At 40.0% G+C, this 24,174-nt stretch carries 17 protein-coding genes; 5 read left to right on the forward strand and 12 right to left on the reverse strand.

Translation table 11 applies throughout. From position 1 onward, the window contains the following. Window positions 1-125 precede the first annotated feature (125 nt). Window positions 126-314 carry a hypothetical protein gene (locus ISP07_RS14715; RefSeq protein WP_209328033.1) on the forward strand — a complete coding sequence of 63 codons (189 nt, stop codon included), beginning with the start codon at window positions 126-128 and terminating at the stop codon, window positions 312-314. A gap of 454 nt (window positions 315-768) precedes the next feature. Here the strand turns inward: ISP07_RS14715 and rluF are convergent, their stop codons facing one another. The 11 genes from rluF to ISP07_RS14770 all read right to left on the reverse strand — a co-directional run bounded on the left by rluF (window position 769) and on the right by ISP07_RS14770 (window position 17,393). Beyond that, window positions 769-1,713: a 23S rRNA pseudouridine(2604) synthase RluF gene (gene rluF, locus ISP07_RS14720; protein WP_209328034.1), complete on the reverse strand. Its 945-nt coding sequence runs from the start codon at window positions 1,711-1,713 to the stop codon at window positions 769-771. Between the two features lie 89 nt (window positions 1,714-1,802). Beyond that, window positions 1,803-2,882, reverse strand: a complete 1,080-nt coding sequence (locus ISP07_RS14725; protein WP_228290629.1) for an ABC transporter substrate-binding protein — start codon at window positions 2,880-2,882, stop codon at window positions 1,803-1,805. A 50-nt stretch (window positions 2,883-2,932) separates the two neighbouring features. After that, complete coding sequence (locus ISP07_RS14730; protein WP_209328036.1) at window positions 2,933-4,015, reverse strand: DUF418 domain-containing protein; 1,083 nt, start codon at window positions 4,013-4,015, stop codon at window positions 2,933-2,935. Window positions 4,016-4,022: 7 nt separating this feature from the next. Further along, on the reverse strand, window positions 4,023-5,237 hold the full coding sequence (locus ISP07_RS14735) for an EAL and HDOD domain-containing protein (RefSeq protein ID WP_054551975.1): 1,215 nt from the start codon (window positions 5,235-5,237) through the stop codon (window positions 4,023-4,025). Between the two features lie 91 nt (window positions 5,238-5,328). Beyond that, window positions 5,329-6,867, reverse strand: coding sequence for a glycogen synthase (locus ISP07_RS14740; protein ID WP_209328037.1), 1,539 nt, complete (start codon window positions 6,865-6,867; stop codon window positions 5,329-5,331). A gap of 122 nt (window positions 6,868-6,989) precedes the next feature. Next, window positions 6,990-8,291, reverse strand: coding sequence for a glucose-1-phosphate adenylyltransferase (gene glgC / locus ISP07_RS14745; protein WP_209328038.1), 1,302 nt, complete (start codon window positions 8,289-8,291; stop codon window positions 6,990-6,992). An 18-nt stretch (window positions 8,292-8,309) separates the two neighbouring features. Further along, window positions 8,310-10,832, reverse strand: coding sequence for a glycogen/starch/alpha-glucan phosphorylase (locus tag ISP07_RS14750; protein ID WP_209328039.1), 2,523 nt, complete (start codon window positions 10,830-10,832; stop codon window positions 8,310-8,312). Continuing rightward, entirely contained in the window at window positions 10,825-12,882 is a 2,058-nt protein-coding gene (gene glgX / locus ISP07_RS14755; RefSeq protein WP_209328040.1) for a glycogen debranching protein GlgX, read from the reverse strand. The genes ISP07_RS14750 and glgX overlap by 8 nt, the downstream gene beginning before the upstream one ends. Further along, complete coding sequence (gene glgB, locus ISP07_RS14760) at window positions 12,872-15,109, reverse strand: 1,4-alpha-glucan branching protein GlgB (protein WP_209328041.1); 2,238 nt, start codon at window positions 15,107-15,109, stop codon at window positions 12,872-12,874. The genes glgX and glgB overlap by 11 nt, the downstream gene beginning before the upstream one ends. Beyond that, window positions 15,109-17,085, reverse strand: a complete 1,977-nt coding sequence (malQ, locus tag ISP07_RS14765) for a 4-alpha-glucanotransferase (RefSeq protein WP_209328042.1) — start codon at window positions 17,083-17,085, stop codon at window positions 15,109-15,111. The genes glgB and malQ overlap by 1 nt, the downstream gene beginning before the upstream one ends. An 8-nt stretch (window positions 17,086-17,093) precedes the next feature. Next, on the reverse strand, window positions 17,094-17,393 hold the full coding sequence (locus tag ISP07_RS14770; RefSeq protein WP_054551968.1) for an isoamylase early set domain-containing protein: 300 nt from the start codon (window positions 17,391-17,393) through the stop codon (window positions 17,094-17,096). 938 nt (window positions 17,394-18,331) lie between these two features. Here ISP07_RS14770 and ISP07_RS14775 point away from each other — a divergent pair. Continuing rightward, on the forward strand, window positions 18,332-20,245 hold the full coding sequence (locus ISP07_RS14775) for a putative bifunctional diguanylate cyclase/phosphodiesterase (protein WP_209328043.1): 1,914 nt from the start codon (window positions 18,332-18,334) through the stop codon (window positions 20,243-20,245). 48 nt (window positions 20,246-20,293) lie between these two features. Then, on the forward strand, window positions 20,294-21,220 hold the full coding sequence (locus ISP07_RS14780) for a hypothetical protein (protein ID WP_209328044.1): 927 nt from the start codon (window positions 20,294-20,296) through the stop codon (window positions 21,218-21,220). 34 nt (window positions 21,221-21,254) lie between these two features. Here ISP07_RS14780 and ISP07_RS14785 read toward each other — a convergent pair whose 3' ends face one another. After that, a complete protein-coding gene (locus tag ISP07_RS14785; protein ID WP_054554593.1) occupies window positions 21,255-21,683 on the reverse strand; it encodes an Lrp/AsnC family transcriptional regulator in 429 nt (142 codons plus the stop codon). 204 nt (window positions 21,684-21,887) lie between these two features. Here ISP07_RS14785 and ISP07_RS14790 point away from each other — a divergent pair, with 204 nt between their 5' ends. Next, on the forward strand, window positions 21,888-23,093 hold the full coding sequence (locus ISP07_RS14790; protein ID WP_209328045.1) for an aspartate aminotransferase family protein: 1,206 nt from the start codon (window positions 21,888-21,890) through the stop codon (window positions 23,091-23,093). 46 nt (window positions 23,094-23,139) lie between these two features. Then, window positions 23,140-24,174: an arginine N-succinyltransferase gene (gene astA / locus ISP07_RS14795; protein ID WP_054554521.1), complete on the forward strand. Its 1,035-nt coding sequence runs from the start codon at window positions 23,140-23,142 to the stop codon at window positions 24,172-24,174.

The raw sequence follows: 24,174 nt of genomic DNA on the forward strand, positions 1-24,174 counted from the left end.
TTAACGTGGCTGTCCAATTTGATGATCTGGTTATGGCTCTAAATAAAGTGGGTGTCTGTTTAATGATTAACTTATCAGCTTGTGTGCTAACCTATTTCTGCTGATTTAGTACTTGAAGAATTAAGATGTTTAGAAGTGGTTTTTACTTACTGATTGCAATACTCAGTGGAACTTTAAGTGCCAATGAAAAAGCATACTATCAGCATGAGTCTAATGTGGCTTTTCACGTTGCCGTTGAAAGTTTATCCGATGCTGTTTTAGCAATTGAAGGACAAAATGGATTGATATTTAACTCAAGATGGATTGATATTTAACTCAAGATGGATTTTTGGGGAAATAGGCACACCAGTCGCAGATATTTGTGAAGGGCAACAATCAGCCGATTTTGAGTTCGGGTGTGATTCTGTTTCAAACCGTGCTGTTGAATCTCATTACGACTTTCCACAACACAGTCAAATTGCTCTGTATTTTAGACCTAACTTGATTGTGAATGGACTCAAATTGATTGAAGCAAGTGTTAAAAACAATAAAGTAGCGCTATTACATTACTATTTGAAGATGACCATACAAAAGAGCTATTCTTTGTAAGAAAACATCAACTTATCGATATTATCGCGAAAAAACTCACTAAAAAAGAATTTAAACAGAAAAGAGACCGTCTTGAAGCTGATGCCATTGCCCCTAATAAAGGCTAGGGTTGAAATCATTATCATTTAGAACCCTGAAGGGAACCAGTAAAGACTAGTCAGGGCTCTAATGCGCTGAAGCTTACTTTTTCAGACTTAATGTGCCGGTGCGTTTAGTACTGCTTCGCTTCGTTTGATTTGGTTTTGATGAGTGAGAATTGCCAGCCTTTGCTCTTGATTGACCTTGCTTGGCATCACTGCGTGCTTTTTTCACGTATTTAGAAAAGTCGCGCTTTTTTTCTTCTTCATTGCGTGGCTTTTGCTTAGCACGAGCTTGCGTTGGCTGTTTGTTTTCATCAATTGAACGCTCTTCCGTTTTACCTGAATCTGCAATTGAGTTATTGATCTCAGCCATTTCTTGTTCGGTTAAGTGACGCCACTGCCCTACTTTTAAACCCTTTAGGGTCACGTTCATAATTCGTGTGCGCTTTAAAGTCACCACTTCATAGCCTAAATATTCACACATACGACGTATTTGGCGGTTTAAGCCTTGTGTTAGCACGATGGTAAATTGCTGCGGGCCGGTTTGTTTAACCTTACACTTTTTAGTAACGGTATCGAGGATAGGAATGCCATTTGCCATCTTATTCACGAACTGGCGATTAAGTGGTTTATCAACCGTTACTACGTATTCTTTTTCATGATTATTACCAGCGCGAAGAATTTTATTAACGATGTCGCCTTCGTTAGTTAAGAAAATTAAGCCTTCTGAAGGTCTATCTAAGCGCCCAATTGGGAAAATACGCTCGGGGTAATTAACTGCTTTAACAATATTGCTTTGGATTTTTCGCTCAGTCGTACAAGTAATACCAACAGGTTTGTTATAGGCAATATAAACCAGCTTAGGCTTTGCTTTTAAAGGTTTGCCATCAATAAGTACATCATCGGCGTCACTGACTTTTACGCCCATTTCAGGCAAGCTGCCGTTAACAGTAACACGACCTTCTTCAATATATTTATCTGCCTCACGGCGTGAACAAAAACCTGTTTCACTGATAAATTTATTTAATCGCTTTAACTCTGTCATGGCACACTTCTGTCTGGATTTTAAAGCCGCTAGTTTATACCAGAAGCCTTTACCAAGCTAGGTAGAATCTAGGCTCTTTGACTACACTTTTAGTGTTGCGCTGCGTTTTTGGGCTTTTCGCTCAATAAACTATGTAGCGTATCAAAATCGAAGGCGTACTCAGTGCTTTTACTGTTTTGCAGTAAGAAGACTTCAAAAGGGATAACCGACCAATCTTTGATATTTCTCAGCCAGCGATAACTTTGAATATTGTGCTTTGTGATCACCCCAAGCTGAAACTTAATCGCATCGTGATTTTGCCAATAAGGGTTGCCATTATGATGATCGACCACGCTAATTAGTGCCCACGCTCCCATCATAAAATGCCCGCCAACACTGGCCGTGAGTTTTTGTTGTTCAATTAAGTCTAAATTATCATCAAGCCAGTCTATGCCACCTATGAAATAGGCTTTATCTGTTTTACCTTTCACAGCTTCTAGGGCGCCTTGCGCCATTAAATCAGACGCACACCAAATCACATTGCTATCAGGGTGTCGTTGCAATAATCGGCTTACTTTATTCGCAGCCTCCTGCTTACTCCAATTTGCATAGACAACTTGCTCAAGCTCAACATCTTGTTTACGTAAATAATGAACGAGGCCATCACTGCGGGTGTCAGATTCAGTACCATAATGGCCATTAATAGCAACAAAATGAGGCGTTTGCTTTGTATTTATTGCCTCATCAAGTAAGGCTTTGCCAAGTTGCTCACCGGCTTTGAAGTTATCGTGAAATACTTCACCTAACCAATACTTAAAGCGCTGACGGGGTTTACCGACTTCGTCTCGCTCTACGCCAACAATCGTTTCTTCAAGAGTGATAAATTTAATTTTGTGCTGCTCAAGCAAGGTCATTGACTGCTCTGCACCACCTGGGTAATTAATTAAAATTGCGTAGTCGGGTTTAGCGTTATATTGAAGGTATTGTTTCAGCTCAGCTAATTGAATGTGGCGATTTCCACCGCCATAAATTGTTGTAAGAGCGACATTATTTTGCTTGGCAGCAACCTGCATCACATTAGTCACTCTTTGCCAAAATAAATCACTTTTAACTGAGGGGTTAACTAACAGCACAGAGAATTGCTCGCCAGCATATAGCGGTGAATAGCTAAGCAAGGTTAGAACAAACAAGCAAATCCGCATTACCGCCTCACTCTATTATAATTATTGTATACGAGGAATTAATTAGATAATTTTCGCCAAATTAACTCGCACGGACCTTGTTTAAAATACATACTATACAATTTACAAAAAAACAATTGAAAAACAAGCATAACAGCAATAACTAACCAGTAATCTATTCTATCAAAGCTAAGCGCAGCAGTAGGAAATACAACTTTAAAAAACAATATAAATATGACTGTTTGCATCAAATATAACGTCAATGACATACGCCCAGCTTGCTGTAGCAGCAACCAGTTATTAGGGATATTCTTAACTACTTTCACAATAATGTGGCAATAAAAAATAGCCATGGATAAAGCAGCCAACCAATTAATTGGTTCTACAATCGCGTACATAAAGACACTCTGGTTTGGATCGATTATTAATCTCAGGGCCGTTAAACTTATCGCAGCTGGAACAATCAACTTGAACTGGGAGTTTGTTAAACCATGAATGAATACGCCTTTCTTATATAAATAGACACCCATCAGCATTAACCCTGCGGCCATCCACACAGTGATAAGGGGTACAGCAATAAGCATTATGATAAATATCAAAAAGTTACTGACGAATCCTGCGAAGTAAGAAGAATACGCTGCATCATACGCCATTAAAAAGCTCTCAGAGCTTCTCGTTACAGGGTTAAAATCTGGCTCTACAAAGGTAAGTAAGAATGAAATAAAGGCGCCGAGAAGTAAAAACAACATACCCATACGCAAGTTTTTTTCTTCATCTTGCTGACTAAATTTAAGCGTTAACCAGCCTGCACAAGCATAAATAAACAAAATATCACCAGCCCATAATAAAAAACCATGGGCAAGGCCTATAAATGCCAAAACTTTTAGCCGTTTATGTTGTTTTTCAACATTTTGCCAAAGCTGCCATTGAATAACTAAAGATGCTCCGAATAACAAGCAAAAAAGGCTTCTAAAACGCCCATCAATAAACACGGTATTAATAGTGAAAATTAGCGAGTCTGAAAAGGGTGGCGTAGCACTTGGGGTATAGTCATACTCAAACACAGCAAAGGTGTAGATGTTCATAAACATCAAGCCGAGTACCGCAATACCCCGTAACACATCCATATTTATATTGCGCATAAATCCCTTATAGGTTTTGCCTGCAGCTATCACTCCAATTTACTGCATTTTCGTATATCTTGGGAAGATCTGCGCTTTCAATACTTAGATAGGCAACAGCCTGTTCAAGCGCCCACCAGCTACCAGTTTCGTACGCTTTAACCGTTTCAAGTATATAATAGAGGATATTTTTTTCTTGCATGAGAGCAGCATGAATTTCGTCAGGAAACGGCAATCTATCCAATAACTTTTCCATAGGTTGATCTAATATGGCATCAAGTAATGAAAATAGCCCTGTTAAAAATGCCTCACCAGTTTGCTGTTTAGCAACACGCTGAGCGATTAATTCACAAAAACGGGCTCTTACAACACAAAGCCGAGTCAACTCGGCTGGTTTTGACTGGGCACTGTGGGCAGTAATAATTAGGCTAACAAACTTTTTAAGTCGTTCATGACCTAAATAAACAAGCGCTTGTTTTAATGAGCCAATTTTACTCTTTATAGGAAAAACACCGCTATTTATTAAACGTAACAGTTTATAAGCAAGTGCAGTATCTAAAGAAAACAAACCAGCGATTTCACTGATATCTGGATCTGGGCGCATGACTTGTGCATAAATCGATAATACCAGCGCATAATTGTAATCAATATCACGATGCTGAATCATCTTCGGTTTAGCAAAAAAATAACCCTGAAAAAAATCAAAGCCCATTTTATGCGCTTTTTCGTAATCATCAGCTGTTTCGAGTTTTTCAGCTAATAGCTTTATCTTTTGATACTTTTTTAATTTATGAACAATCGGGGCCAATTCTTCAAAAGGGGTTTGCTGAACATCAAACTTTATTAAACGAATAAGTTTTAAAAAACGGTCCCATTCGGGTTGGTAAACAAAATCATCCAACGCTAATTTATAGTTGTTATGAAATAACTCACGGCAATATTCGTAATTTTCGTCCGTTGGCTCAATGGTTTCAAGTAACTCAATCACGACATCATTTGTTGGCAAAAATGCGCAAAGGTCCAGCTTCAAAGACTCTGGACCAATATTAATCAATGCTTTTTTACCCGACGTTATATGACGAGTACCTAAATTGAGCTGGTTTTCCATAATTAGGCGAGCCGTTGCCGTGCTCTCTGACACATCAGGAAAACTATTTTGTAAACTATCTCTAAATAGTAGCTCATAGGCGACAACTTGTTGACGACGATTAAAGACCGCTTGCCTAGCAACAAATACAGCCACTTTACCTACTTTTCTTATTTTATATCACACTAAGTAATTAATAGCTGAAATTGGTAAAAAAGTCACCTAATTACCATGAATCACTTACTTTTTATTGATATAAGCCAGATAAATAGCCTTCTGCAACGGATTGCCACGTAAAACGGGCATTTCTAGCCTGTTCACATATTGAGCACCATTTTTCTGGTTGCGATTTTTTAAGTTCAAGCGCATCACTAAAACTAGTAACAAGTTCGTAGCTTTGTGATGCCAAACTCTCGCCTTGGAAACTAAAACCACTCACATGATGTTCTACTGTATCACGTAAACCACCTACACCATGTACTAAGCACGGCTGTCCTGCTCGCATTGCTAACATCTGGCTAATACCACACGGCTCAAATGAACTTGGCATTAAAAATAAATCGCCTAAGTGGTACATGTATTCACCAACATAATGCGCATAACCTTTTAAAAATAGCAGGTTATCTTGACGTGCCATAACTGATGTCATGATGTGCTCAAGTTCAGTATCCCCAGAGCCTAAAATAATCATGTAGCCGTGATGTTGTTTTAAACGCTGACATAACTCATCTAACACAAGCCCTTTATCATAAGGCTGACGAAGTAACAGTGCTTTTTGGTCCGTTAAACGACCCACACTGGTTACTAATGGCCCAGAAAACGGCCGAGTTTTAAATTGAAGTAATCGTTGATGCGCTATGTAGTAGCTTGGATCTAATACTGGGCTTTTTGCCATCCATCGAAATAACGCATTTTCGGCATGTTGATAAAGACTCGCTAAGCTGATGTCTTCAAGCTTCATTCCTGGGTACTCGCAACCATTAAGAATGCCCACTACACGCCCTTGTTCATAGGCAGCCTGCAAGTCAGCTTCAAGTCCCTCACCACCAAAAAAACCTTTTTCAGCATCACTTGGACGCAGTACTTCTTGGCAATAAGTTGGCGAAACAAGGTGTACTTTATCAACCAGGTTAATAGCAGTACGCATTGGGTTAAAGCAATCAAAATAGCGCGGATCGCATAATCTTTCGCCGTTATAACCTAAACTTGGGAACCAGGCTTCTAGGCTTGAGCTATCACCTTTGAAAGGACGTATCCCTTGCAATGCAAGGTTATGTACTGTGTAAGCTAAAAATAAGTGAGCTAGTTTTCTGTAGCGGCTATCTGATTTAAGTAATAGAGCAACACAAGCACTGTGCCAATCATGTAAATGCACAACATCCGGCGTGCGAATAAGCCCTTGTAATAAGGCTTCGCAAACAGCAGCGTTAAAAAGAGCAAACTTACTTGCATCGGTTGCAAACGGACGGCCCGGTTCATCATTACAATAAACAGCGCCGTTATGGCGGCTAAATTCCCAATGAGAAATAAGCAGTTGCGTTATACCTTCTTCACTTTTAGCAAGCTTCCACACATCCAGTTTTTGCATTTGACCTGCAAAGGGCACATGCACTACACCTATGTGATGCCGCTCTAAATACTCAAAGCCATAATCTGGGATCACCACATCAACACTAAGGCCTTTTTCTACTAACGCTTTAGGGCAATCTCTAACAACATCCGCTACACCACCGACTTTTGCATTCGGTAATGCATCATTCTCTGCAGCTACCATCAATACATGCATGCTTTGCAGTACTCCATAAAACTTTTATACCAATTGGCAATAATACTTAATTAAGCAAACTGGTATTATTCAAATATAAATAAAGGAGGGACATGCCCTCCCTTTTGTCTTAGCGCGATTGCTTAAGCAAGGCGTTTATTATCTTGCTCTTGTTGCTCTAACTTCTTTGCAAGCTCATTCAACATATCACGAGTGACCAGCACAATCCCTTTTTTCGAGACTCTAAAGCCATTTTCTTTGTCGACTTTGTTATCGTAACCGATTTCAAGTCCTTCGGGGATCTCACAGTTACGGTCAATAATAGCACGCCTAATCTTACAATTTCGGTTGATCTTAACACCTGGTAATATCACTGATTCTTCGATTTCACAGAATGAATGAACATATACATTCGAGAAAAGTAGTGACTTCTTAACTTTAGAACCAGAAATAATACAGCCACCTGATACTGTTGAATCAACTGCCATACCACGTCTGTCATCATCGTCAAAAATGAATTTAGCAGGTGGTAACTGCTCTTGATAAGTCCAAATTGGCCATTTTGGATCATAAAGGTCAAGCTGTGGCTGTGGCATTACCAGCTCCATGTTGGCTTCCCAGAATGAGTCAAGTGTACCAACATCACGCCAATACGGCTGACCATCGGTGTTAGAATCTCTAAACGGATAGGCAAACACGTTATGCTCTTCGATAATAGCAGGGATAATATCGTGACCGAAATCTCGGCCAGAACCTTCAGTTTCAGCGTCTTTTTTCAATTGTTCAAATAAGAACTCAGTATTGAAAATATAGTTACCCATTGATGCTAAACAGGTCCCTGGCTTACCAGGCACAGAAGTAGGCTCAGCAGGTTTTTCATCAAAACGACGAACACGATTGCTTTCATCAACTGTCATTACACCAAATGTATCTGCAGCTTCTTCGCAAGGTACCTCAATACAACATACCGTCATATCAGCACCTGTCTCAACGTGTTTAGCCAACAAACCACCGTAGTCCATACAATAAACGTGGTCACCCGAGAGGATCATCACATACTTAGGCAGCTCATGGCGGATAATATCCATATTTTGGAATACCGCATCAGCTGTACCACAATACCAGTCATCTCCCTTTCGCTGAGAGGCAGGAAGTATTTCAACTGATTCTCCCAATTCTTTTTTGAAATGGCCCCATGCACGATTTACGTGACGAATTAACGAGTGCGACTTATATTGAGTAGCAATACCAACTCGACGAATACCTGAATTTATACAGTTCGACAGTGGAAAGTCGATGATTCGGTGTTTACCACCAAAATAGACTGCTGGTTTAGCACGCCAGTCTGTTAATTCATGTAAACGTGAACCTCGCCCTCCTGCTAAGATGAGGGCATACGTTTCTCTTGTTAAACTACTTATATATCGGTTTGCATAACTTGGCATAACTCTCTCCGTCTTAAGCTAGCTGCTTTTCTTCTGTGTGTTTTGCTGTGCACTAGTATCCATTAATGGCTCCAAATGCCAGATGTCGTCACTGTATTGACTAATGGTTCTATCGCTCGAAAACATGCCACTGGCTGCAGTATTCAAAATACTCATTTTGGTCCAGTGTGCAGTGTCTAAGTAGGCTTGTTCAACTTGCTCTTGCGCTTGTACAAAGCTGGCAAAATCATGAGCGACTAACCATGGATCGTGCGGGCTCTTAATCGCCGCTATAATGTCGTCAAATAAATTAGGCTCAAACAAATTGAAGTGACCGCTCTCGAGTAATTGCATTACTTTATAGAGGCTGTCAGTTTGGTGAATAATCTGCTCAGGATTATAGTGCGCTTTGATATCATCAATTTGCTCTGCACGTGCACCAAATAAGAAGAAGTTGTCAGCACCCACAGCATCACGAATTTCGATGTTAGCGCCATCTAACGTACCTATAGTCAAAGCACCGTTCATCATGAACTTCATGTTACCTGTGCCAGATGCTTCTTTACCTGCTGTAGAAATTTGCTCAGATAAATCAGTTGCTGGGCAAATAGTTTCCATGGCTGTTACGTTGTAGTTAGGTAAAAAAGCAACTCTTAAATACGGTTTAGCAAGCGGATCTTTATTGATCACTTCTGCTACGTTATTAATTAATTTAATGATTTTCTTCGCCATGTAGTAACCTGGTGCAGCTTTACCGCCCAGTAGCACGCAGCGAGGAACAATGTTTGCTGTATCGCCTTGGCGAATACGATCGTAAAGGTGAATAACGTGCAGTACGTTTAATAGCTGACGCTTATATTCGTGAATACGTTTAACCTGCACGTCAAACATCATTTCTGCATCAAACTGTACACCACAGCGGTTTTTTACTAATTCAACAAGGCGTTGCTTATTAGTGTGCTTTACAGCTTGCCATTGTTTATGGAATTTAGAGTCGTCATATAGACGGCGTAACTGGCTAATTTTGCTAAAGTCAGCAACCCATTCATCACCAATGTGTTGATTAAGCAATTTTGCTAATTCAGGGTTACAATGTGCTAACCAACGACGCGGAGTTACACCATTAGTTTTATTATTGAATTTATCTGGCCATAGCTGATAAAACTCGTTAAATAAGCCGGCTTTAAGCAGCTCAGTGTGAAGTGCTGCCACACCATTAACCGAATAACTACCCACAATCGCTAAATATGCCATGCGAATTTGCGGCTCAGGGCCTTCTTCGATAAGCGATAGCGCACGCTGTTTTTCAACATCACCAGGCCAAGCTAACGCAACTTCGGCTAAGAAACGCGCATTGATTTCATAAATAATTTCTAAGATACGCGGTAGTAATCGGGCAAATAAAGATACTGACCACTTCTCTAATGCTTCAGGAAGTAAAGTGTGGTTTGTATAAGCCATGGTCTTAGTCGTGATAGACCACGCTTCCTGCCAATCTAGCTCATACTCATCAACCAAAATACGCATAAGCTCAGCAACAGCAATACTTGGGTGCGTATCGTTTAATTGAAAAACATGGTAATCAGCAAAGTCAGAGAAGTCTTCGCCATGTTTGCTAACCCAGATATCAATGATGTCTTGTAGACTCGCCGATGATAAGAAGTATTGCTGACGTAAACGCAGCTCTTTACCGTTCTCGCTACTATCATTTGGGTAAAGTACCATCGTAATTTGTTCAGCTAAGTTTTTACGCGCTACAGCTTCTGAGTAACTACCCGCATTGAACTCGCTTAAATCAAATTCGTCAGTGGCTTCTGATTTCCATAAACGTAGGGTGTTTACAATATCGTTCTTGTAACCCGGAATCGGCACATCATAAGGGACAGCTAAGACATCATGAGAGTCTAGCCATTGGCGGTGTTCACGACCCTGTTTATCAGTATAGCTTTCAACACGACCGAAGAATTTTACGCGTTTTGATTGCTCTGGCGCACTCAGCTCCCACGGGTGCCCTTCGCGTAACCAATTATCTGGTTGTTCAATTTGATGACCATTTTCAATAGCTTGATTAAACATGCCATATTCATAACGAATACCATAGCCAACCACTGGTAATGCAAGACTTGCACAGCTATCTAAAAAACATGCAGCTAAGCGCCCTAAGCCACCATTACCTAGACCTGCATCATGCTCAGCCTCCGCAACTTGCTCAAGTTCGGTGCAGTATTCTTGCAACGCCTTAGCTACTTGCTCATCTAAATCTAAGTTTAAAATCGCATTGCCAAGGGCGCGGCCCATTAAAAATTCAAGTGACAAGTAAGCTGTTTTACGGCGTTTTTGTTCATGAATTTGCTGTTTTGTTACTCGGCAACGAGCAACTAATCGGTCACGAATAGTTAATGCTAATGCATGGTATAAATACAGTTGTGATTTACCTACTTTGTCACGTCCAAGGGTGTAATAAAAATGGCGTGATAAATCATCGTCTAAGGTACTTTCATCAACTGTAGGCGCATCCTGCCAGCCCTTAACAACACATACTTGATCGGCATTTTTAGCCATGATTAAGATCCTCTGAATTGGCGGTAAAAACCCAGCTGCTCATTGCAGCAATCTCGTGTTCCTTGTCAACAAACTGAGTTGACATTGGATGAATGCTGGTCAGCGCTAACTGCCATTTTCCTTTATCTAAGTTAGGAAGTTGGCAAGTTACAGGCTCTGATCCTGCATTTAATATGATCAATAAAGCTTGATTTGTGTGCTTGTCTGTCAGGCTGTATATCAGCACTTGGCGATCGCCTTGATGCCAATCGTCTTGTTGCATATTGGTGCCTGATTCAGTGAACCACGCGACGTCATAACGCGGGTCATTGTCGTGAACAAAAAAGCGGTGTTTAAAAATGCTGAACTGCTTACGAATGCGCAAAACATCGTCAATAAAACGTGTAAGAGGATGACTAAATTGTGAGTCTTTCCATGCAAGCCAACTTGTGCGATTGTTTTGACAATAGGCGTTGTTGTTACCACCTTGTGAGTGTGCCATTTCGCTTCCTAATGAAAGCATAGGCACGCCTTTAGAAAGCAACAAAGTTAACAGCATATTTTTTTGTTGCTGTAAGCGTAATTTGCTCACTTGTGGGTCATTGGTAAACCCTTCAACGCCACAATTGAATGAGTGATTGTCACTGTGTCCATCACGATTTTGCTCGCCATTGGCTTCGTTATGTTTATTCTCGTAACTAACTAAATCAGCAAGTGTAAAACCATCATGACTAGTGATAAAATTGATACTGTTAAGTGGCCCACGTAGGTTATGCTCAAACAAGTCAAACGAACCATGTAAACGTTTTGCAAGCTCACCAATTACGCCCTGTTCTTGTTTCCAAAAGCGTCTTATCGTATCGCGATATTTATCATTCCATTCACGCCACGGTGCCGGAAAAGCCCCTAATTGGTAACCTCCTGGGCCTATATCCCAAGGCTCTGCAATGAGTTTAACTTGGCTTAATACAGGGTCTTGATTAATCGCTTGGAAAAACGCATGCGCCTGATTAAAACCATTCGGGTTACGCGCTAAAATGGTTGCTAAGTCAAAACGAAAACCATCAATCCCCATAACTTCAACCCAATAACGCAAGCTATCAAGTACCAGCTGTAAAGAGCGAGGCGAATCAATATTTACCGTGTTACCACAGCCGGTATCATTAATATAATGCTGGGGTTTATCAGCAACAGTGCGGTAATAACCTAAATTGTCTAAGCCACGTAGTGATAAAATAGGCCCATCTGTGCCCGCCTCTGCAGTGTGGTTATAAACCACGTCGAGTATTACTTCTATGTCCGCTTTGTGAAGCGCTGCCACCATTTCTTGAAACTCACTAATATCATCATTAACGAGATACTCTTTATGTGGAGTAAAGAAATTAAGTGTGTTGTAGCCCCAGTAATTTTGTAAACCTTTAGCGGTAAGAAACTGCTCGCTGATAAATGCATGAATAGGTAATAATTCTAGGCAAGTCACCCCAATAGTGCGTAAATGCTCAATAAAGCTAGGATGGCTTAAACCTAAAAACTTACCTTGTAACGATTTTGGGATCTCAGGATGACGACAGGTTGCACCAACTACATGACATTCGTAAATAACCGTTTTACCCCAGCTGTGATTCGGCTTTTTACCTGTGTAAGGTGACAGCTCCCGGACTCGAGATTTTGGCATATCAATGGCATTATTAACCTGACTTAACTTTCCTACAGGCATTTGCCCATAGTGACGTTCACTCCACGTAAACTCGCCATATAAATCACGCGCATAAGGGTCTAACAGCAATTTGTGATTATTAAAAAATAGTCCTTTTTCGGGTGCGTACTCACCATCAGCGCGAAAGCCATACAAGGCGCCACTTTTCAGAGGGCTCACTTTTAGTGTCCAGATACCGCCTTCGTTCATATGCATCGCTAGGGTGAGAATTTCTGAATGACCACTGCTATCAAATAAGCACAGAGACATATGTTGTGCTTGTGGTGCGTACACAGCAAAGTTTACGCCCTCACCAACAACAGATGCCCCTAAAGGCGAGCTCACCCCAACTTCGAGTTCAACACTATGACTCATCGCTCACCTTCTTAAGGTAAATTGTCGCAAGACCAGGCAAAGACACACTGATGCTTTGATTAAAGCCATGGCTTTCAATCGCTTGGCTTACGATGATTTGCTCTGCGTGACTAGTTGCATCAACGCCAGAACCAAAATAGTCCGCTTTATCTGTGTTCAAAATAACTTGATAAGTACCAGCTTTTGGCACACCTATCACGTAGTCGTGATACACCTGTGGCGTTAAATTACAGATCACAACCACAAAATCTTCTGCTTTCTTTGCATAGCGAATAAAGCTAAACATACTTTGCTCAGCATTGTTGCTGTCGAGCCAAGCAAAACCTGCTGGGCTGGTATCTTGCTCGTATAAAGCTGGCGTACTAGTGTAAACAGCATTTAAGTCTTTAATCGTTTGCTGCATGCCACTGTGGCTAATATGCTCAAGTAAATGCCAATCAAGCGATTGGTCGTGATTCCACTCTTTACGCTGGGCGATTTCAGCACCCATAAACAATAATTTTTTACCTGGATGCGCCCACATAAAGGCATAATATGCACGTAAGTTTGCAAACTTTTGCCAGTCGTCCCCTGGCATTTTTTCAATTAATGAGCCTTTACCATGCACCACTTCATCATGGCTAAGCGGTAAAATATAGTTCTCGCTGTAGGCGTAAACCATCGAAAAGGTCATTTCATGGTGGTGATGCGAACGGTAAAGGGAATCGCGCTGCATATAATGCAAACTGTCATTCATCCACCCCATATTCCACTTATAACCAAAACCTAAACCATCATGGTCAACTTGGCGCGTAACACCCGGCCACGCAGTTGACTCTTCAGCCACCATCATAATGCCCGGATTTTTTGCATAGCAGCGCATATTGACTTGTTTTAAGCACTCAATAGCGCCTAAGTTTTCTCTGCCGCCGTATTGATTTGCAACCCACTGCCCTTCTTCACGGCTATAGTCCAAATAGAGCATTGAAGCAACCGCATCCACACGTAAGCCATCAATACCAAATTCATGTAGCCAGTACATTGCATTCGCAATCAGAAAGCTACGAACCTCTGCGCGGTCATAATTGTAGATATAGGTATTCCAATCAGGGTGAAAACCTTGTCTCACATCAGCGTGTTCGTATAGATGGGTGCCATCAAAACGATGTAAACCATGAGGATCACTTGGGAAATGACCAGGTACCCAGTCAAGAATAAGGCCAATATCGGCTTCGTGACATTGCTCGACGAAGTAAACAAAATCTTCAAAGCTGCCATAGCGACTGGTCGGGGCAAATAATCCAACAGGTTGATAACCCCAAGAACCATCAAATGGGTACTCGCTGATTGGCATTAATTGTAGATGCGTAAAGCCAAGCTCTTTTGTGTAAGGAATAAGATTATCAGCAAGTTCACGCCATGTGAGATAGCGCTCGCCGTCATCTCGCCTTTGCCAAGAACCCGCATGCACTTCATAAATACTAACAGGCGCATCAACACTGTTTCGTTTTGCACGATTTGCTAACGCCCTTTCAGAAAGCTGAATACCCGTTTTTAGCTTTTGCAGTACTGACGCAGTACCCGGTGCTTGTTGCATCTTAAACGCAAATGGATCGGCTTTATCAAGCACTTCTCCTGTTAGAGTGGTGATAGCAAATTTATAGCATTGATGCTCTTTAAGCCCAGGAATAAATAACTCCCATACCCCACTGGCAGGATGAAAACGCATAAAATGACGATTACGCTGCCAATAATTAAATTCACCAATAACCGATACACTACTGGCATTCGGCGCCCACACTGTAAAGCGAACACCATCAACCCCTTGTTGAGTCACAAAATGTGCACCAAAATGTTGATAAGCATGCTCTAAACTGCCTTCATTAAACAGATACATTGCCTGTTCATCTAAGCTGCTTTCAAAGCTGTACTCATCATATTGTTGATGAGTAAATTCATTGCTATAGCTAACATCCAGCTGGTAGTCAGGTTTCGTTTTTGATTTGATATTTGCGACAAATAAATGACTATCACCTTGTTGCTGCGCAACGATTTTTTCTGTGCCAAGCAGAATCGAAACACTGCTTGCGCCAGGCAAAAAGCAACGAATTTCATAGCTTGTAGGGCCACTTTTATGCGCCCCAAGAAAGCTGAAAGGATCTCTAAAACAACCACTGGCTAATGCATCGATTTGTTTTTGATAAATAACAGATTGTGCACTTTGCTCTTGACGAACACGACTTCGCATTATTGATTCCTTATCGAAATTAAATTGGCTAAGAATGACTGTTGCGCTTCGATAATCTGCGCAGCTGGACGCGACAATAAACGCCGCCAATTTGGGTACTCTTTATCAGTACCGGGGATATTTACAGGCAGTATTTGCTGGTCTAAGTCATCTATTTGAATAGTAAATAACTTTGCTGGTGCTGCCGCTAATGAGGATGCCAACGCTTCATAAACCGTAAAGGCATCTGTTTCTAACGATAAATGCTGGTGTGACTCTCGTGCGATAAAATTAAGCATACGATGCTTTTCAATGTTTCTCGCATCGAGTTGAGCCCGAGTTTGCTCATCATCAAGCAAACCATATTGTTGTTTAATCGTAATATCGTGGCCAATCCACCAGCCTTTGAATGGTGGTACATCATGGTTGGCTATCATTAAAAGGCTATGGGGCGCAAAATGCTCAGCCGCTAAAAACTCGCCTTGATAATCCTTTTCAAAGTAGAACAACCCATTTGAATAGATTGCACCTGCTTTTAATGCTTCACGCACTTCATTAGGTACCACACCTAAATCTTCACCAATTACGACGCATTGATTAAGATGAGATTCAATTTTAAGCACTGCTAATAACTGTTCAAACGGATAATAAACATAACAACCATCTTGCTGGGAATTATTCTCAAAACACCACCAAAGACGGCGAATTGCCATTACATGGTCAATTCTAAGACCACCCACATCTTCCATATTGGCCCGGATAAGTGAGCGATAAAAAGCAAAGTTGTCTTTACTTAACTTTTGTGGATTCAGTGCTGGCAAACCCCAATTCTGACCATGTTCAGCCCAAGGATCTGGCGGAGCTCCAACATGAGCATTTTCGGCAAATAGCTCATTTTGGCTTTTGAACTCACTGCCATCACCTGCACAGCCAACGGCTAAGTCATTAATAAGGCCAATTGCCATACCGCTATCACGGGCAGCTTGCTGGCAGATATTTAATTGAAGGTGAGCTTGCCATTGTAAATAGCTAGCATAATCACGGTCGCCAACCAACATGGTCGACAGGCTGCGTTTATGGGTTTCACAAAAACGAGCGAACTGCTGTTTTCGCTCTTCTGAAGCAAACTCACAAAATTGTTGATATAAACAGCTAAACACTTGATATTTAAAATCACTAACCGATGTATAATCAATGTAAGTCGCATCGGTTTGCGGTTTATTTGCCAATAATTTATCAAGTGCATTATTATTTTTGGCGTCTTCGCATAATGACACAGCGATATACAGCGGGTTCAATAACGCTCGGCTATTTGGACTATAAGGACTCGCCCTCTCAGGACTGTATTCAAACAGTAAATGCAGCGGATTAAGCAACACATAATCCATATTGTTAGTCGCGGCTGCTTTAATAAGTTTTGTTAAATCAGCGAAATCACCAATTCCTAACCCCTCTTCATTGCATAAGCTATAAAGCTGAATGGATAAGCCCAAACGCTTTTTATCATCAATAGAAAAGCTTTCTTTAGGTGTGATCCATAGCTGACTGTGAGCTTGCTGATCTGCCACTGTAATGAGTGCATCATGGTAACCGATTGGCATTTCAGGAACTGGCAATGCAAGCTCAATATAACGAATGCCGTTTAGGCCGTAATCACCTAGTACAGCTAAACCTTGCAAGTTTTCACAAGTAAAATGAATATCAAGCGAAGGCACGCTTAGAGTACATGAGCGTGTTAATAAACGCTCATCAACGCGTACTTTCAAAATTGGATGGTGTGCCTCAATAATGCTTGTATGAGGCAACAAGTTCAGCCAAGTACCTGCATCTAATGCAAAATTAAGTTGGTTTATTACATCAGAATCTTGGGTATTTATACCGCAACAACTAAGCGCCTGCTTGCGTGTACTTTCATCGAAAATAACATGCTCACCAGTGTATTTAGTATATTCATAGCCTATGCCATGCAGGTAATATAACTGAGATAGTGAGTGCATCAAAACACCTAAGCGCGCTGGGTATTAACAATGCTGTTATCAGTACCAAAACCGTTAGGAATATAACCATCAGCTTGGTGGTCGTTGTCCCATGTCTCGCCATTGATTAGATAACGGAAGTGAAACTCTTGATCAAGTGGTAAACGCTGCTTGCATTTGAAAACTTGCTCTTTTTTATTGAACTTCATTGGCACAGGCTGCCAATCTGTAAACTCCGCAACTAATTGCACATCTTCAGCATCAGGATGCTTAAATTCAAAAGTAACTTCGGTTTCGTCTTTAGTTTTAAAAAAACGTTTGCTTAGCATAGTGGGCTCCAATTCAACCAATTGGTAAATTAATCCTTGCCACAGTACCGCATTCAACGACTCTATAAGCGGAGGCTGTGCGTTCCAGGTTTCATAAACTTGATTACCAAATCATCAAGTTCATTAAGTAAATCAAACCTATATTTACGCATTATGACAGTGCAACTGTTTATTTTTCGCACCAAGACAGTGCGTAAATTAAACAAAAATTACAACAATCATATTGCTGTATTATTACGAGCAATAACTGAACCAAGTTGATGATAAAATACACTTTAATTTCAGTATGTTTTATCTACTCTCGTAATGACTTATAAAAAGTAGATAACAAATTGGGTTGGGTAAAGTGAATTAAATTGAAGTGAACAATTAGAGCAAAAACACTAAAAAGACACTATTTCATTTCGTAAAAAATATAACCATATAATTTACAAAAATAAATTACATTGTTTCTGTAAGGTAAATTATATAAATCTATATGAGACATATATAAATCGTTATTCCTTCCAGAAAAAACCTACAAAACAAAGCAAAACCAACCGTTAATTTTTACTACCCAATTAACTTATTTAAAAACTACCCAAGCAGAAAGAAAAAAACAATAAGTACAAAATCGTAAATTTAAAATTGAAAACTAGTTATTAAACCAACATCAGGCCCAGCTTTAAAATAAAAATAAAAACCTTTTAAAAATTAAAACCGGACGTTTTCCAGTGAAGTAAATTTATTTTACATCGTAAACGCTAAGCGAATAATATTGGCTCACTACCACCCCAAAAATAGAGCTTATACTCTAAATGATGTGAATTTTCACATTTTGTACCAATCTAAACACCATTATCAATAAAACGCTTTTGCTAACTTATCTGTAACAATATAATTACTGACATTATAAAGGTGAGCACAACTTATAAAAATGCACCAAAATGGTACTCTAGATGACAAATGCAATACGAACTTCATTCACGATTATTATTACTATAATTGCTTTCGCTTATGGGATGAGTATCTTATTAACAAAAAAAGTTAATGATTTAAATTATATTGATAGCGGAATAGAGCTGTACTATTTAACTGGTGTAGAATCGCAGATAACAAAAACGGCTTGGTATAATATTTTATTAAGTGGGCAAAACATAATAAGAAAAGAGAATGAAACCTATATAGTAATAAATTCTGAGCAAGGGCTGACAGTCGCGGCACTTTCATCAGATATAATATTATCTACACTGTTAGCTCCAATAAATATAATTATACTATTATTATTGATAATGGCAGTAAGCTGGATAGTAAATATAAAAGTACAAACTCGAAATGAGAGTTACACTCTCAAATTGCTTAATACTCAAGCATCTGATTTACTTAAAAGTCTAAACTTAGCTACCAGCTCTACAGCTAAACAACCGCATATTGAGCAACTCCGCGTCAACTATGACGCTCTTCGCACGCATATCACTAACTACACTAAAGAGTCTGAAATAAGTATATTTCAAGATAAGCTCACTCACCTGCTTGACCGCCACGCATACATAGAGCATTTAGCCAAACAACTTAGAATCGCAGAGCGACAAAAATATCGTTGCGCATTACTTTTTATCGACTTAGATGGTTTTAAACAAGTAAATGATTCTTTTGGTCATAGTTTTGGGGATGAAATTCTAATGCAAGTCGCATCACGCTTAAGTAGCATAATGCGACACCATAAGTTATCTAACTTATCTCCGACGAGCCAACTAGATCAAAACTTAGCCCGACTAGGCGGTGATGAATTTTCGATATTTATTGACCTTAAAGAATGTAAAAATAGAGCCTTAGATGTAGCGCAAAATGTTTTACACGAAATAGAACGTGACTTCGCTTTAGGTAATAAACTAATAAAAATTAGTGCAAGTATAGGCATTGCGGTTTACCCAGATAGTGCAGCCACACCACAATCACTGTTACAGATGGCTGATGTTGCTATGTATAGAGCAAAAACCGATGGTCGAGGCATTTTTAAAGTCTATTCACCTGATATGGGCAAGAAAATTAGGCGATATCATTATTTACTTGACGAAATGCGTCTTGCAATTGCAAGCGAAAATTTTCATTTATCGTTTCAACCTATTGTTGATGTTGATGACTGCGCCATTGACTATTTTGAAGCGCTTGTTAGGTGGGAGCACCCAAAAGAAGGACTTATTTCTCCCGAGGAGTTTATTCCGATCGCAGAAGAGTCGAATATTATTCTAGAACTTGGAGACTGGATAATGCTCGAATCATGTAGGCAAATGTCGGCATGGTACAACGCAGGTATGAGAAAAGTTAAAATATCTGTAAATATCTCAGGAGTACAGTTAAAGCATTGCAATATCTATGATTGGGTTATGGATAAACTATCAAAAACAGGCCTCCCTGCCCACGCATTAATGCTTGAAATCACTGAATCTACTTTTATTGAAGCAAGCAATAAGATTATTCAAACACTTGAACAATTGCGTGCAGAAGGTATTACTATCGCAATTGATGACTTTGGGACTGGCTTTAGCTCGTTAAGTACGCTTGCAGATCTTCCAATTGATGTTATTAAATTAGATCGTCTATTCGTATCGCAAGCTAAAGATAACGCTAAATACCATAAAATAATGCATTCTGTGAGCGAGCTAGGTGCTAAGCTCGGTTTAAAAGTCGTGGCTGAAGGTGTTGAAGATGTAAAACAATTTGAATTGGTAAAATCTATGGGTATCAACAGTATTCAAGGTTATTTGATAAGTCACCCAGAGTCATCTTTAAATGTAGGGCACAAAGTTTTGCAAGATAACTTAAACTTTATATCAGCCACCGGCCGTGGTGTTTGGAATATACAAAAATAGCATAAACCGCTATAATCCCAGCTATTAATCTGTACTTTTATCCAGTTGATGTTAAAAAAAAGCCTATTAACCATTTTTTTAGTTTCCTTCGCGATCACTAGCCTACTCATTGGTTCATCTATTTACACTCTCTATAGTAAGAAAAGATTGTCTGTAGACCCCAAAGTTAAAGAAATCTCAGGGATTGAATTTGATAAATTTAATCGACTTTGGGCCATAAACGACAGTGGCGATCAACCCAAGTTGTACCGCCTTAATCAAGATGGGTCTATTGCAAAAGAAATCTTGGTAACCAATGCTAAAAACATTGATTGGGAAGATATGACGCAAAATAAATTTGGTCATTTCTTTTTGGGTGATTTTGGCAATAACAAAAACGACCGAAAATGGTTAACCATTTATAAAATCGAAAATCCAATCGATATTAAAGGCGAAACCACTGAAGCAGAGATTATCAAGTTTACATACCCCGAAATGGATGGCCGCCCCATCCAACCTGATCAGCGAAATTTTGACTTAGAAGCCTTTGTAGCCTTAGGGCGACATTTGTATCTATTTACCAAAAATCGTACTGAGCCATTTGATGGCATTACTAAAGTTTACAAAGTTGGCGATCATGCAGCTAATTTTGATGCACAGTTAATTGATTCGTTCAAAACTTGCACCACCATGGAAAAGCTTTGTTGGATCACTTCCGCGGCGCTTAGCCCAGATAGAACTAAGTTGGTTCTACTTGATTCCACCAGTATTTGGTTATTTGAAAACTATCATGGTGATAAGTTTTTTTCTGGGGATGTATCACGTATTGACTTAGGCATTGTTACGCAAAAAGAAGCAATCACTTTTTACGATGACAACACGATTGTTTTTACAGACGAAGAGTTTAAAGGCATTGGTGGTAATGCCTATGTTATAAAGCTTGATGAAGTCGAAAAGAAGGTCATCCGCAAAGCGCCTCAAGCTGATACAAATTAAGTTCTATAGGCAAAAACTAAATCAAAGGTTAAGGTTAACGCTTAAACTTCGTTTCTAAAATCACCGACGACGTTGTTCGCTCAACACCATCTAAGTTACCAATGTCATCTAACAAGTGGCTTAACTTTTCAAGGTTTTGAGCTTGCACAACGGCGATCAAATCAAATTCACCGCTAATTGCATAGAGCTGTGAAATAGCATCAATCTGCTTTAGTTCAAGGTTCGTTTTAGTGGTCAATTTTTGTTTCACTTTAATCGAAACATGGGCTGATACCATTTGGCTCAAATAAGCATCTCCATAGTCTACGCTGTAGCCTTTGATCACCCCTGTTTCTTCTAATTTTAACATTCGGCTTTGAACTGTTGAGCGCGATAAGTTAAGCGCCCTCGCTAGGTCTGAAATACTCGCACGCGCATTGGTTCTTAAGATAGCTAATAGTTTTTCATCTTGTGAAGTTATCACTTTGACTACTCTTTTCGTTAATTTGCTTTTTATTTTAGTCATTTTTCACAAAATAGCACTGCAAATTTAAGTCCCTAACCCAGATAATAAGAAAAATAGATAAGAAAAATAATCTCATCGTGCTTAATTAGGCAGGAACGGCTTAACTGACCTATTTTTTGCAATTTAACTTTTTTCATACTAAGCCAGATTTAGGTGTAATAAATGCAAGTAACAAGAGAACTTTTTAACGACGTAATGGTACCAAACTACAACCCATCAGAGGTGATTCCTGTTCGCGGTGAAGGCTCACGTGTTTGGGATCAAAACGGGAAAGAATTTATCGATTTTGCAGGTGGTATTGCCGTTAATTGTTTAGGCCATTGTCACCCAGCTCTTGTCAATGCCCTAAAAGAGCAAGGCGAAAAAATTTGGCACTTATCAAACGTAATGACAAACGAACCTGCACTTCGCCTAGCTAAAAAGTTAACTGATGCGACATTTGCAGACAAAGTGTATTTTGCAAACTCAGGTGCAGAAGCGAACGAAGCGGCATTAAAATTAGCGCGTCGCTGGGCATTGGATGTACACGGCGAGCAAAAGAACCAAATCATCGCATTCAACAAAGGTTTCCATGGTCGTACATTCTTCACTGTTACTGTTGGTGGTCAAGCGGCTTATTCAGACGGTTTTGGTCCTAAGCCTGCTGCAGTTGATCACTGTGACTACAATGATTTAGCTGCTTTCGAAGCACTTATCAGTGATAACACCTGTGCCGTAATGATGGAACCACTACAAGGTGAAGGCGGTATCATTTCGCCAACGAGCGATTTTATTAAAGGTGTTCGCGCGTTATGTGATAAACACAATGCTTTACTTATTTTTGATGAAGTACAAACAGGTGTTGGCCGTACAGGTGATTTATACGCATACCAAGGCTTAGATGTAACACCAGATATCCTAACAACAGCAAAAGCGTTAGGCGGTGGTTTCCCAATTGGTGCGATGATCACAACAGCAAGCATTGCAGAGCATTTAAAAGTAGGTACACATGGTTCTACTTACGGCGGTAACCCACTTGCATGTGCGGTAGCTGAAGCTGCTTTTGATACTGTTAACACAGCAGAAGTACTAGCCGGTGTTAAAGAGCGCGAACAGCTGTTACGCGATGGCTTTGCTGCAATCAACGAAAAATACGACGTATTTAGTGAAGTACGTGGTAAAGGTCTATTATTAGGTGCAGTTCTTAATAGCAAATTTGAAGGCCGTGCACGTGACTTCCTTGTAGCAAGCACTAAGCACGGTTTAATGAGCCTTGTTGCTGGTACAAACGTTGTGCGCTTTACGCCATCTTTAGTTATTCCTCTAGAGGATATCAAAGAAGGGTTAGCTCGCTTTGAAAAAGCGGTTGCAGACGTTGTAAACGGTTAATCCTAGTTGGCGCATGCTCAAAGCATGCGCCATTGGAGTGCACTTAATGCAAGTATTACGTCCTATAACAGCAAATGATTTTGCTGCATTAAAACAAATTGCTGTTGAATCTGGTCATGGTTTTACCTCGTTACCAGTTGATGACAATTTACTACAAGAAAAAATTGAACGCGCTGAACGCAGTTTTGCAAAAGACATTAATAAACCACAAGACGAAACCTACTTATTTGTTTTAGAAGACAGTAAAACAGGTGACGTAATTGGCACAACCGCTATTGAAGCTGCCGTGGGTATGTCAGTTCCTTTATACCATTACCACCAAGGTAAAACAGTTCACCATTCACCTACTCTCAACGTATATAACACGGTTGATATTCTGAGTATGTGTAATGACTACACAGGTTGCTCTGAAATTTGTACCTTGTTCTTACGGGAGCAAAACCGCAAAGGCTTAACAGGTCGCTTTTTATCACGATCACGTTTTCTATTTATGGCTCAGCACAGTGAACGCTTTGCTGACACCATCATCGCAGAAATGCGTGGTGTAAGTGATGAAGATGGCCATTCACCTTTTTGGCAGTGGTTACAAGAACACTTTTTTAGCATTGAGTTCCCACAGGCTGACCATTTAGTTGGTTTAGGCGATAAAGTCTTCATCAGCGAGTTAATGCCGAAGTACCCTATTTATGCCAACTTACTGAGCAAAAAAGCACAAGCTGTGATTGGTAAGGTTCATGAAAAAACCAAGCCTGCGCTTAAACTTTTGGAAAAAGAAGGGTTTGAGCACCGTGGTTATGTTGACTTATTCGATGCAGGGCCAACGGTAGAAGCAAAGCTTGGCAATATTCGCAGTGTCCGTGAGTCACAAGTTTGCCCTATCAGCATTGGTGAGCTTGCGCATATCAATGAGCAAAGCTCAGATACATTAGCGATTTGCAACCAAGGCGTGAATGATTTTAGAGCCACATTCACCAAGCATGCTCATTATAACCACGCTAAGCACACATTAATCGTCAGCCAAGAAGTGGCAGATGCACTTAAATTAAAACAAGGGGATGCAGCACGGTTTTTCCGTTTGTAA

This window comes from Pseudoalteromonas sp. PA2MD11 (assembly GCF_017808125.1).
GTDB classification, from domain to species: domain Bacteria; phylum Pseudomonadota; class Gammaproteobacteria; order Enterobacterales; family Alteromonadaceae; genus Pseudoalteromonas; species Pseudoalteromonas simplex.